Annotated in this window: 11 protein-coding genes and 1 tRNA gene; 4 read left to right on the plus strand and 8 right to left on the minus strand. The window is 45.0% G+C overall.

Annotated features, from left to right (window positions below; translation table 11 throughout):
- Window positions 1-97 precede the first annotated feature (97 nt).
- Window positions 98-2,176, plus strand: coding sequence for a bifunctional tRNA (5-methylaminomethyl-2-thiouridine)(34)-methyltransferase MnmD/FAD-dependent 5-carboxymethylaminomethyl-2-thiouridine(34) oxidoreductase MnmC (gene mnmC / locus OCV12_RS11565; protein ID WP_261884709.1), 2,079 nt, complete (start codon window positions 98-100; stop codon window positions 2,174-2,176).
- Window positions 2,177-2,323: 147 nt separating this feature from the next.
- Here the strand turns inward: mnmC and OCV12_RS11570 are convergent, their stop codons facing one another.
- From OCV12_RS11570 to OCV12_RS11580, 3 genes are all read right to left on the minus strand, one after another.
- The gene (locus tag OCV12_RS11570) at window positions 2,324-2,845 is read right to left on the minus strand and encodes an NADPH-dependent FMN reductase (RefSeq protein WP_055319703.1); all 522 of its coding nucleotides are present in this window, start codon (window positions 2,843-2,845) and stop codon (window positions 2,324-2,326) included.
- Between the two features lie 175 nt (window positions 2,846-3,020).
- Window positions 3,021-3,284, minus strand: coding sequence for a YfcL family protein (locus tag OCV12_RS11575; protein WP_017632537.1), 264 nt, complete (start codon window positions 3,282-3,284; stop codon window positions 3,021-3,023).
- A gap of 9 nt (window positions 3,285-3,293) precedes the next feature.
- Window positions 3,294-3,824, minus strand: a complete 531-nt coding sequence (locus OCV12_RS11580) for an elongation factor P hydroxylase (protein ID WP_017063424.1) — start codon at window positions 3,822-3,824, stop codon at window positions 3,294-3,296.
- A gap of 299 nt (window positions 3,825-4,123) precedes the next feature.
- On the opposite strand from OCV12_RS11580, the gene OCV12_RS11585 reads away from it, so the two are divergent.
- Window positions 4,124-4,747: a trimeric intracellular cation channel family protein gene (locus tag OCV12_RS11585; protein ID WP_261884710.1), complete on the plus strand. Its 624-nt coding sequence runs from the start codon at window positions 4,124-4,126 to the stop codon at window positions 4,745-4,747.
- Between the two features lie 160 nt (window positions 4,748-4,907).
- Here the strand turns inward: OCV12_RS11585 and aroC are convergent, their stop codons facing one another.
- Window positions 4,908-5,993, minus strand: coding sequence for a chorismate synthase (gene aroC, locus OCV12_RS11590; protein ID WP_017062360.1), 1,086 nt, complete (start codon window positions 5,991-5,993; stop codon window positions 4,908-4,910).
- A 298-nt stretch (window positions 5,994-6,291) separates the two neighbouring features.
- Here aroC and OCV12_RS11595 point away from each other — a divergent pair, with 298 nt between their 5' ends.
- The gene (locus tag OCV12_RS11595) at window positions 6,292-6,795 is read left to right on the plus strand and encodes a GNAT family N-acetyltransferase (RefSeq protein ID WP_261884711.1); all 504 of its coding nucleotides are present in this window, start codon (window positions 6,292-6,294) and stop codon (window positions 6,793-6,795) included.
- Between the two features lie 104 nt (window positions 6,796-6,899).
- On the opposite strand, the gene OCV12_RS11600 is transcribed toward OCV12_RS11595, so the two are convergent.
- Window positions 6,900-6,976, minus strand: a tRNA-Arg gene (locus OCV12_RS11600).
- Between the two features lie 211 nt (window positions 6,977-7,187).
- Between OCV12_RS11600 and folD the strand changes: the two genes are divergently transcribed.
- Complete coding sequence (folD, locus tag OCV12_RS11605; RefSeq protein WP_017629535.1) at window positions 7,188-8,045, plus strand: bifunctional methylenetetrahydrofolate dehydrogenase/methenyltetrahydrofolate cyclohydrolase FolD; 858 nt, start codon at window positions 7,188-7,190, stop codon at window positions 8,043-8,045.
- A 115-nt stretch (window positions 8,046-8,160) separates the two neighbouring features.
- Here folD and OCV12_RS11610 read toward each other — a convergent pair whose 3' ends face one another.
- The 3 genes from OCV12_RS11610 to OCV12_RS11620 all read right to left on the minus strand — a co-directional run bounded on the left by OCV12_RS11610 (window position 8,161) and on the right by OCV12_RS11620 (window position 12,485).
- Window positions 8,161-9,975, minus strand: a complete 1,815-nt coding sequence (locus OCV12_RS11610; protein ID WP_261884712.1) for a cation:proton antiporter — start codon at window positions 9,973-9,975, stop codon at window positions 8,161-8,163.
- 184 nt (window positions 9,976-10,159) lie between these two features.
- Window positions 10,160-11,359, minus strand: coding sequence for a NupC/NupG family nucleoside CNT transporter (locus tag OCV12_RS11615; RefSeq protein ID WP_017070302.1), 1,200 nt, complete (start codon window positions 11,357-11,359; stop codon window positions 10,160-10,162).
- A gap of 205 nt (window positions 11,360-11,564) precedes the next feature.
- Complete coding sequence (locus OCV12_RS11620) at window positions 11,565-12,485, minus strand: LysR family transcriptional regulator (RefSeq protein ID WP_261885956.1); 921 nt, start codon at window positions 12,483-12,485, stop codon at window positions 11,565-11,567.
- Between the last annotated feature and the right edge of the window lie 37 nt (window positions 12,486-12,522).

Genomic DNA, 12,522 nt, shown 5'->3' on the forward strand with positions numbered 1-12,522 from the left:
ATGATAACTAAGAAGCCTAACAAAAGTGGTCAGCTTTCCTAGAAATTCGTACAATCCCTACCAACATATCGCTTCAAATCACAAAATGATAGATTTTATGACTTCAATTACTAATGCAGAACTGGAATGGAATGAGTCTGGCACGCCAGTTTCAGACCAATTTGACGACGTTTACTTCTCCAATGTTAACGGTTTGGAAGAAACTCGCTACGTCTTTTTAAAGCAAAACCACCTTCCAGAGCGTTGGGTTGAACATCAACAACGTCGTTTTGTCATTGCAGAAACCGGCTTTGGCACTGGCCTTAACTTTCTTGCTGTTTGGCAATGGTTCGATACTTTCCTTAAAGATAACCCTCAAGCTATTACCAAAGAGTTACATTTCATCAGTTTTGAAAAATATCCTCTAAATAAAGAGGATCTCATCAAAGCACACCAATCGTGGCCAGAATTAGCCGAGTATGCGACGCAACTCCAAGAACACTACCCTATCGCACTGCCGGAATGTCACCGCATTGTGCTGGGTGATGGCGCTATCACGCTTGATTTATGGTTTGGTGATATCAAAGATTGTATGCCTAACGTCCCTACACCAAAACACGGCTTAGTGGATGCTTGGTTCCTAGATGGCTTTGCTCCAAGTAAAAACCCAGAGATGTGGAATCAAAACCTGTTTAACGGCATGGCCAAACTGGCTAAACAAGATTGTAGCTGTGCGACCTTCACCGCCGCTGGTTTTGTTCGTCGTGGTTTGATTGAAGCTGGCTTTGAAATGAAGAAGGTTAAAGGCTTTGGCACTAAACGCGAAATGATCGCAGGCCGACTGGGCGAAAAGCATGCTCACACCAACATCAAACCTTGGTATGGCCTATCAGAACACAGTGACTCGCAAGATATCGCGATCATTGGTGGTGGTGTTGCTAGTGCAGCACTCGCTAAAACGCTGAGCCGCCGCGGTAAAGACATCACGCTTTATTGCGAGCACCCACAAGCAGCGGGCAATGCTTCAGGCAACAACCAAGGTGCAATTTACCCATTGTTAAGTGAAGCGACATCGAACGTCTCTCGCGTGTTTGGCCCAGGTTTACTGTTTGCTCGCCAGTTCATCAATCAGGCGGCGCAATCTATTCAGTTTGACCACAGTTGGTGTGGCGTAAATATTCTGATGTGGGATGAAGGCTCAACCAAAAAGCTCAATCGTATGTTGGAAGGCAATTTCCATACAGATTTGATTCAGCGTTTATCGCCAGAACAAGCGAATGAAAAGGTTGGCCTACCTGTTGATAAAGAGAGTGTTTACTTCCCACTAGGTGGTTGGTTAAGCCCTCTAGAACTGACACAAGGCTTGTTCGAAAAGTTAGAAGAGACCAACCAAGTTAGTGCTCACTATCAACATCAAGTGACTCAACTTGAGTGGCTCGAAGTTGAACAACAATGGCAACTCACTATTGAGACACCACAAGGTGAAATTCAAACTAAACATGACCAAGTGGTTGTTGCGAACGGCCACAAGTTCACCCAGCTTGAGCAAACTCAGCCTGTACCTCTAACTCCGGTTAAAGGCCAAGTAAGCCATATTCCGACCACGGAAAACTTAACCAAGTTAAAAACTGTGTTGTGTTTTGATGGTTACCTAACGCCGCAAAATCCAAACAACGGCCACCACTGCATTGGTGCGAACTACGACAAAACCAATATTGACCAAGAGTTCGATATTGAGGTTCAGCAACACAATGGCGAGCGCCTGCGCGGGTCGCTACCAGATCAAGTATGGACAAAAGATGTCGACACCAGTGGTAACCTAGCGCGCCAAGGTATCCGCAGCGTAAGCCGTGATCACTTGCCATTTGTCGGAAATGTTGGTGATTTCGAAGCAATTAAAGATCAGTACCAAGACCTGCACAACTTTAACCCAAAGCGTGACTCGGTTGATGATGTTCAAACAGTCACAAGCTTCTCTAACCTGTACTGCTTTATCGGACTGGGTTCGCGCGGTTTAAGCTCTGCTCCACTGTTAGCTGAAGTGTTAGCGTCACAAATCTGCGGCGATCCGCTTCCTTTGCCAGTTGATGTGCTTGAAGCCATTCACCCAAGCAGAATGTGGGTGCGCAGGCTGCGTAAAGGTAAAGCATTAACCGCTGGCTGGGTTGCTGATAAGCACTCTAAAGCAAACCAGTAGTTTCTAGTTCAACTATTCTGAACATCTAAAACATCTGAATATTGGAAATACTTGAAGCTAAAAGCTAAAAAGCCCGAGTGACGTTATGTCACTCGGGCTTTTTGTTGATCGTGTTGCTCTAAGCCGGTGTTCTAAATTGAACGATGTTTACAGCTTAGCAACCGCATCTTTGATCTGCTGAGCAATCTCTTCGTTGCTGATAGAACCAGACTCAAAATCAAAGTTATCGTAGAAGCTTGGTACTGAAAGGGATGCTTTTACGTTACCGCCAAAGTATGGCGCTGAACCTGTTGCTGCGCCTAGTACCGTTTGTGCGCCACCAGGGCCCGGTGAAGTCGCTAGGTAAACTGCTGGCTTCTCGCCAAACACTGAGCGCTCAATGCGTGTCGCCCAATCAAATAGGTTTTTGTACGCGGCTGGGTAGTGGCCGTTGTGTTCAGCGAAAGAGATAACAAACGCGTCCGCTTCTGCTAGGTCACGCAAAAATGCTTGCGCACCTTCCGCTTGGCCAATCTCTTTTTCAGTGTCTTCACTGAACATAGGAACGTTGTAATCGTTGATGTTTAAAACTTTAACTTCAGCACCTTCAATCAAGTTAGCTGCGTAAGTTGCTAGAGTTTTGTTGATAGAGGTAGAGCTTGTGCTTGCGCCAAATGCGATAACTTTCATGATGTGACCTTTTCTGTAATTCCGTTAAGTGGGATTAGAATAACGTAGTTAGAAAATGGAACCATCACAAGGATTGAACGGACTCATTCAAAAATTTCGAATGAGTCTCAAACTATTCACGACTCAGCAAAATGAAAAGGAAGGGACTGAGCGGGTAGTGATAAATAACCAGCGATTAAGCTTGGTTTTGTAGCTCAACCCAAAGGTCATTAACGATGGTACGGTCTGCAGGCGTTAGTTCAGAGCGAGCGTCATCTAGGCTCTTTTCGATGCGTGCTTTAACTTCTGCTACGTCTTCAATGCCTTCTTCTTCACACGAAGCCACTGACAGAGAAATATGACCACGTAAGTAACCACCAGCAAACAGTTCGTCGTCTGATGCGTTTTCAATGCGAGCATCAATTACTTCAAGTAGTTTTTCTTCAAATTCGATAATCATAATATTCTCTTATTTCACAATAAATTGGCTAGCACATAAAGGTTCTACATCGTAGAAGCTGCGTAATGCTTCAGAGAGCATTTTTACGCGAGGCGGAAAGCCCACTTCAAAGATACCCATAACTTCGCTATGTACTTTATTCATAAAGGCCAAACGATCTGGCTCAAAATCGCCGTGTAGATTGTCACAGCTGACATTAAAAGGAAAGCCTGCGCTCATCGCAATGATCCATTCATACGCTTGTGGGCGAATTTCTACTTTTTCAAACTCAGCTTGAACCGATTCCGTTCGACCATCAGGTTCATACCAATAGCCAAAATCTTCCAGTAAACGACGCTCAGGGCCAGCAACGCACCAGTGTGCGATCTCATGGAGTGCAGAGGCGTAAAAGCCACGTGCGAACACAATTCGATGATGCGGGATAGTGTCATCAGCAGGCAAATAGATCGGCTCATCAGCCCCTAGCTCTAGTTTGGTATTAAAGCTTTCAAAAAAGGTCTGATTGAAGATATCGATAATGTCTGAATATTGGTGTGTCATAAAATCAAATTTAAGTAAAAAGAACTGGGGCATTTTGCGTTTTTTTAAGCGCTCGGTAAAGCCCTATCAAGCGTAATGATATCGGGTTCGCCATTATACTTTGCAGTGACAATCGATTGCCATTCCCAGATTACACCACTTTAAGGTGAATGATTAGTTTAGCTAATCTGAAACGCTCATTCACGGTACAAATATTCATTCGTCAACAAGCATTTTTACTACTACACTCGCGCTTCATTTTTATATCCCTAAGGCCTATAAGACTCAAATTTATAGACCTAAATTATAGAGCTACAGCAATGCTACTAAGTGTTTTGTATATCATTGGCATCACGGCAGAAGCCATGACCGGCGCTCTCAGTGCTGGCAAACAAAAAATGGATTGGTTTGGTGTAATGTTGGTTGCGAGCGCAACGGCAATTGGCGGCGGTACGGTGCGAGATATCTTACTTGGCCATTACCCTTTAGGTTGGGTTGAAAACCCGCAGTATCTGGCCATCACCTGTATCGCAGGTGTTATTACAACCGGACTGGCTAAATGGGTTATCAAGCTAAAAGGTTTATTTATTCGCTTAGATGCCATAGGCCTGATTGTATTCAGTATCATTGGTACCAAAGTAGCGATGACTATGGGTCTGCACCCGATGATTTGCATGGTATCGGCATTGGTGACAGGTGTCTTTGGTGGCTTGCTACGCGACCTTATCTGTCGTCAAACACCATTAGTGTTACATGAAGAGCTATATGCGTCTGTCGCACTTGTCGCTTCAGGTTTGTACCTCGTTTTGCTTGAGCTTGGTATCAACGACGTAACGGCGACAATTGTGACGCTTGTAGTTGGTTACTTGCTGCGCATGGCGGCGGTAAGATTCAAATGGCGCTTGCCTTCGTTCCAGCTTGATCCTGAAAGCTCAGTGCATTAATGGATTAAGAGCCTTGAGCTGCTAGCGGTCTTTAATGACGATAGTCGCTAACCGGACGAACAATCCTACTAATGCGAAAAAGGGTTGCTTCATTACGAAGCAACCCTTTTTGTTTTTATCAAATCAGTTTCAATTCTATTCTAAATAAAAAGAAGCAGAATTAGATTTGTGGCGTTTCAGTTGTCACACCAAAGTTCTGACCGCGATGACGTAACAAATGGTCAAGCAACACGATAGCCAGCATTGCTTCTGCAATAGGCACCGCACGGATACCAACACATGGGTCGTGACGACCTTTCGTGATTAGCTGCGTTGCTTCACCATCTTTAGTGATTGTGTCACCAGGTACAGTGATGCTTGATGTTGGTTTAAGCGCAATGCTTGCCACAATATCTTGACCAGTAGAGATACCACCTAAGATACCACCAGCATGATTGCTGCTGAAACCTTCTGGAGTTAATGGGTCACGGTGTTCACTACCGCGTTGATTAACAACATCGAAGCCATCACCAATCTCAACACCTTTCACAGCGTTAATGCTCATTAGAGCGTGCGCGATGTCAGCATCTAGACGATCAAAGATTGGCTCACCAAGGCCTACTGGCACTTTAGTCGCAACCACTTGAATCTTCGCACCGATCGAGTTGCCTTCTTTTAGCAAGTCACGAATCAGTTGATCAAATTCTGGTACTTTGTCGGCATCAGGACAGAAGAAAGCGTTGTTTTCAATCTCGTTCCAATCCACTTTATCAATTGAGATATCACCCATTTGAGAAAGGTAAGCTTGGATTTCAACACCAAATTCTTGTTTTAGGTATTTCTTCGCAATTGCACCTGCTGCAACACGCATTGCCGTTTCACGAGCTGAAGAACGACCACCACCTCGGTAATCACGCACACCGTACTTTTGATGATACGTATAGTCAGCGTGGCCAGGGCGGAACTTGTCTTTAATTTCGGAATAGTCTTTAGAGCGTTGGTCTGTATTTTCAATCAATAGACCAATAGAAGTACCCGTAGTTTGGCCTTCAAATACACCTGATAAGATTTTCACTTCATCCGCTTCACGGCGAGCCGTTGTATAGCGAGAAGTACCGGGGCGACGACGATCCAAATCTCTTTGAAGGTCTGCTTCGGTAATTTCTAATCCTGGTGGGCACCCATCTACGATACATCCTAGTGCGATACCGTGACTTTCTCCGAACGTGGTCACGCGGAAATGTTGTCCGATACTGTTTCCTGCCATTACTTCCTCTAAATCAGCTATTGAGCAGAAGGTTTGATTCCTAAACCCACTGGTGAACAGCTTTACTTGTCTATTCTTCGTGAATTCATAGTGGCTTTATTACCAAATGATGTAAACCCCAAAAAAGGAACAATTTTAACTTTCTATTACATAGGTCGAACGAAATGAATAACGAGTGGAAACGAGCGTCGCTTTAAAGTGGGCGTTTTCACCAGTAACATTGACCAATTAACAAAGGTTAATGAACTCGCTTTAAATACTCTCTATGTTGTAGCCCACAATAATAAGGAGAAGAATAATGATTGAGTGGAGAGTTAAAAAGTTTGCGGATCTGTCTGTTCAAGAGCTCTATGATTTCTTGCAACAAAGAGTCGATATTTTTATCGTGGATATGAACACACCCTACAGTGATTTGGATGGCAAAGATAACCATCCCGAGACTTATCACGTCATGGGTTATGAGAACGAACGTCTGGTCGCTTACAGCCGTATTATGGCTCAAAAGCTTGGATACCCAGTGGATGTTCTTCCTCTACTCGATTCAGATGCTGACGATGTGTGTATCGGCCGAGTAATCGTGGCAAAAGAGTATCGTGGTAAACAGGTTGGTAACCAACTTATGCAAGTAAGCTTCGATGCGACTCGCAAGATTTATCCTGACTGCTCTATTTTTATTTCGGCACAAGCACACCTTAAAGACTACTATGGTAAATTCGGTTTCAACGTTGTGACAGATAGTTACTTCGAGGATGGATGTACGATGCTGGGACTTCGATATATTCCGGAGATCGTGGTGGTTTAGCAGAAGTCGACAAGTACGTAGAAGAACAAGTAGAAAGAAGTTTAAGTCGCCCTGAAACGCAAAAAACCCGACAACTCTGAGAGTTATCGGGTTTCTTTAAATAATGGCACGCCCTGAAGGATTCGAACCTTCGACCACATCCTTAGAAGGGACGTGCTCTATCCAGCTGAGCTAAGGGCGCGCTACAGGAACGAATTATACGAATTCGAATCAGTAAAGCAACGGCTTTATGTAACATTCTGATCTAAGTGAGTAAAAAAAGGGCAACAAACATATAAGTGTTGGAAAATAGACCAAAGCAAACGTTTGCTTGATGGTAATCAAAAAGATTTTCTGGAATAATGCGCCAAAAACATCAGCCACTAACTTGAATATCAATACTAAGGAAATTCATGACTGCTCAAAATATTGATGGAAAGCTAATTTCTCAAACGGTTCGCTCTGAAGTTGCTGCACGTGTAAAAGCTCGTACTGAAGCTGGATTACGCGCTCCGGGCCTAGCGGTTGTTTTAGTGGGTGAAGACCCTGCTTCTCAGGTTTACGTTGGAAGTAAGCGTAAAGCATGTGAAGAAGTTGGCTTCGTATCTAAATCTTACGATTTGCCAGCCACTGCGACAGAAGATGAACTGTTAACATTAGTAGACCAACTGAACCAAGACCCAGAGATCGACGGTATTCTGGTTCAACTACCTCTACCTGCTGGCATTGATAGCACTCACGTTCTTGAGCGCATCACACCAGAAAAAGACGTTGATGGCTTCCACCCATACAATGTTGGCCGTTTGGCTCAGCGTATGCCTAAGCTTCGCTCTTGCACGCCAAAAGGTATCATCACACTGCTTGACCGTTACAACATCGATTTACGTGGCAAGCACGCGGTTGTTGTTGGCGCTTCAAACATCGTAGGTCGTCCAATGACCCTAGAACTACTTCTAGCGGGTTGTACAACGACGACATGTCACCGTTTCACCAAAGACCTTGAAGGCCACGTACGTCAAGCAGACGTTGTTGTGGTTGCCGTTGGTAAGCCTAACTTCATTCCGGGTGCTTGGATTAAGAAAGGTGCCGTTGTGGTCGATGTTGGTATCAACCGTTTAGAATCTGGCAAGCTAGTGGGTGACGTTGAATACGACGTAGCGAAAGAGAGCGCAAGCTTCATCACGCCAGTACCAGGTGGTGTTGGCCCAATGACAGTGGCGAGCCTAATCGAAAACACGATGATCGCTTGTGAGCAGTTTCACTCAAAGTAATCTGCGAACGACAAATCTGCAGACGACAGTATAAATAGACTTAGAAAGCCGCAACGTGAAGAACGTTGCGGCTTTTTTGATATCAAGCGATTCGTTTTAGATACAAAACTAATCGCTATTTATCTGGAGTCTCAGCTTTTTCTGCCGGATCTGACGGCGGCAACAAACTGATGATCTCGCATTCCGTTGATATCAGTTTTTCCAGCTCAGAACCTTGTGTAATTAAGCGAAAGTCACCGTTAGTAATCACACCTAGTAGAATCGCTTTCGGGTACAGAGTATTAAACTCATTAAGGTCAAATGCCTCGGTTAAACCTGTGCTCTTAATTTGACTGCCTTGTGCCATTAACGAGTTGAGCTTGGAATAGGTAATTCCTTCCCAGAACAGACTTCGATTGCCATCACGGCTCACTTGATGTCTTTCATGCTTAGTCTCTGACGATTCAAGCTCAAACACCTTATTGGCACCAAACTCGTCTTGGTAATGCATGCTGACTAACGGGTTGGTTTGACGATAAGGCGAGACGATCATCGCACGCCCTATCCCATCGAGTTCCAAATTGTTTTCCGCGTGACTTGAAGCGGGGTTACCAAAGTAGACATTCAAATTATCCATCCTCGCCAAACGAATACTCTCCCAGTTAGTATCGGCAAGCACACTGTTGATGTTGTGTGTGGCTAGCACCTTGGCAAATTGTCTTGCAAAGTGAGTGGCGCCAAAGAAGATAACCCCTTGTGCTTTCTCTTGAGTCACACCAAGTCTTCTCGCCCACCAGCTCGCGGTTAAGCTCTGAATCACAACCGTACCAATAATGACTAAGAACACCATAGGCACGAGCAGATCTGCACCCTCAATCAATTGCTTCTCTTGCAGTTTGATAGCAAACAGAGAAGAAACCGCGGCCGCAACGATCCCGCGAGGTGCCATCCAACTCAAAAACCATTTATCCGCCGAAGTAAGATCCGTACCGATCCCGCTGATCCACACGCTTAACGGGCGAGCCACCAGCATAACCACCGCTAACAACCCTATACCGCCCCAACCTATCGAGAGGAAGGTCCCCGAGTCGAGTCGACTGGCTAACAGAATAAACAACGCAGAAATGAGTAACACGGTCAGGGTTTCTTTGAATTCGATGATGTCTTCGATATCCAAGCCCTTCACATTGGCAAGCCAGATCCCCATGATGGTCACGGTTAGTAAGCCCGACTCTTCACTCAAGTCATTAGAAAAAGAGAACGCCGCCAACATTAGCGTCAGCACCGCCACATTACGTAAATAGTGAGGCACCCAGTGCCCTTGCAGCATCTTGGCAATCAAATGGCCACCGATGATCCCTAAGCCTAAACCAATGGCTAAGGTTAGCCCCAGAGCTGAAAGTACATGCCCTGTCGGGTCGGCAGAAGAGACTATGTATTCATAAACCAGAACAGCAAACAGAGCGCCAATGGGATCAATCACTATCCCCTCCCATCGCAAGATACTGCCCAGAGAAGATTTAGGCTGAATACTGCGAAGCATAGGGACAATCACCGTCGGCCCTGTCACCACCACCAAGGCACCGAATAGTGCCGCTAGTGGCCAACTGAAGTTAACAAAGTAGTAAGCACCAACAACAATGCACACCCATGTAATCAACATGCCGAAACTCACGAGGTGAGTCACCATTCGACCGTGGCCTCTAATTTCCTTAAAGTTCAGAGTCAATGCGCCTTCAAACAGAATGATGGCGACACCTAATGAAATCAGCGGGAATAGAACATCACCGAAAATAACATCGGGATTAAGGACATTTAAACCGGGACCTAACAGCAGGCCAACAATGAGAAGAGGGAGAATCGCGGGAAGACGCAAACGCCAGCCGAGCAGCTGACAAGCTAAAGACAAGAGTCCAATTAACGCCAAAGAAGAAGTAATCGACAAATCCATTTGTGCCCCTAAAAATTTGTACCACACCCTGTGACACAAACCTATTTGCTGAAACAAGAAAGCCTACGTCATTAAACTATAGGCTCTCTTTTTCGTGCTAACCGAATATTATTGTGATTAATCAGTCACTTTACTATCGGGGAAATAAAGTGACTGACTCATCCACTCGGTACTTATCATCTAGCTACAGAGACAGCACCACACCAGCAATCGCTGCACTCATTAGGTTGGCAAACACACCTGCACAAATTGCTTTAAAGCCGTATTGTGAGATGAAAGAGCGACGCTCTGGTACCAAGCTGCCCAAGCCACCAATTAGAATCGCCATTGTTGAGATGTTAGCAAAACCACATAGAGCGAAAGTCACGATCGCTTGTGAGTGTTCACTTAGCGCTTCTTTAGCATCCATTAGCTGGATGAAGGCCACGAACTCGTTCACGACAATCTTGTTACCGATCAGTGAACCTGCAACCACAGCCTCAGACCATGGCACACCGATCAGCCATGCAACGGGTGCGAACACATAACCTAGGATCAGTTCAAAGCTTAGGTTTACGCCAAACCAACCGCCAACAATACCTAATAAGCCATTCAGCATTGCAATCACACTGATAAAGGCTAGAAGTGTCGCACCCACCGCAACGGCAATACGAAGTCCAGACATAGCCCCATCTGCCATTGCCTCAACTACGTTTGTTGCTCGTGGAATTTCAACATCAGACTCAATATTTTCTTGAGCGTCATCAGCGCTACCTGGCACTAAGATCTTAGCCATCAATAGACCCGCAGGTGCAGACATGAATGCCGCAGCGATCAGATAATTTAGGTCAACACCAAGCGATGCATAACCCACTAGCGTACCACCAGCGACAGAAGCCAAACCACACACCATCACAGCAAACAGTTGTGAGTCTGTCATGTGCTTCAAGTAAGGCTTAACCACCAATGGCGCTTCAATCATGCCAACGAAGATATTTGCTGTCGCAGACAGTGACTCGGCACGACCTGTGCCCAAGAACTTCTGCAGCGCGCCACCGATAAGGTTGATCACCTTTGGCATAAAGCCGATGTGGTACAAACCCGAGATCAGTGCAGAGAAAAAGATAATGATGCCTAGAACGTTAATCGCGAAAACGAAACCGTTATTCGTAAGGCCACCAAATAGGAAGTTAATCCCCTCTTGACCGTAGTTGATCAAGCTAGATACCGCACCTGTGGCTGCATTCAACGCTTCTTTACCCATTGGTACATACAGAACCAACAGCGCGAATGAGATTTGTAATAAGAAAGCCAAAGAGACTGTTCTTAGTGGAATATTTTTTCTGTCCGTAGATAGTAACCAAGCGGCAACTAAAATAGTGATAATTCCAAGTAGCGAAGCCATGTGCGTCAACCTAAAAGTTGTAGATAGGAAAGGCGACGCATTCTATAGAGGAAATCGTTTGCGGCAAGTGGTGGTTGTTAACGTGATGTTGGGGTAATCACCTTTGAGTGATGATATAAATTAAGTTATTGAATTTTAATAATTAAGTTTGATTAAAAACCATACTTTTTCCATATGGAAATTATATTTATAGATTTGGAAACAGTTAGCGATGCAGTTCAACGCAAGTTTTCAGGTTTTCATCCCAGTACGTCGGCGATCCGATATGATCTTTGATGAACTCAATCACCGCAGAAAGCTTCTTCGGCATGTTCTTTCGACTCGGATACACGGCATAAAATGGCATTAATTGGCTAGCGCGCCATTCAGGCAAAACTTGAATTAATTTGCCCGTTCTAAACTCTTCCTTAACTAGGTAAGTTGCTAAGTAAGCCACTCCCCACCCTGATACCGCTGCATCGCGTACTGCCTCTGCTAAGTCCACCGAGTAATCGCCCGCTACTTTAACGCTAAGATTCTCTTGGCCATTATCAAACGCCCACGAGGTGTAATCTCGCTCTCGGCTACGATAGATAAGACAGTTATGGTCAATCAGGTCAGAAGGTACATGTGGCGTCCCTGCTTTAATCAGATAATCCGGCGATGCTGCAACCACAAACTGACTGTCAGCTAATCGCTGCGCAATGTACCCTTCAGGCAGGTCTTCGTTATTGGTGATCCAGAGATCCAATCGCTCTTCAATCATATCCACCTTGTAGTCAAACAAGTGGACCTCGATTCTCAACTGAGGATAAAGCTGTCTGAGCTGATCAATCGCAGGAATGATGTGCAAAGTACCAAATGACTGTGACAACCCAACACGCAATATTCCAGAAATGTCATCACGCTGGCTATCCATATCCATTTGAGCCGCTTTTACCGTGTTAAACAGTTGCTCACAGTGCTGATAGAACACTTCCCCAGCTTCGGTCAGCGTTAGACTACGTGTGGTTCGTTGTACCAGCTTGATGCCAATGGAGTCTTCAAGCAAAGCAACTTGTTTACTGATATGAGACACCGAAACGTTCAAGCTTTTCGCAGCACTGGTAAAGCCATCATGCTTAATTAATGCATGGAATATCACCATCTGTGCAGCTCTATCTGTTAGCACAAGACCACCTTCT

Origin of the sequence: Vibrio pomeroyi (assembly GCF_024347595.1) — a bacterium.
GTDB lineage: Bacteria > Pseudomonadota > Gammaproteobacteria > Enterobacterales > Vibrionaceae > Vibrio > Vibrio pomeroyi.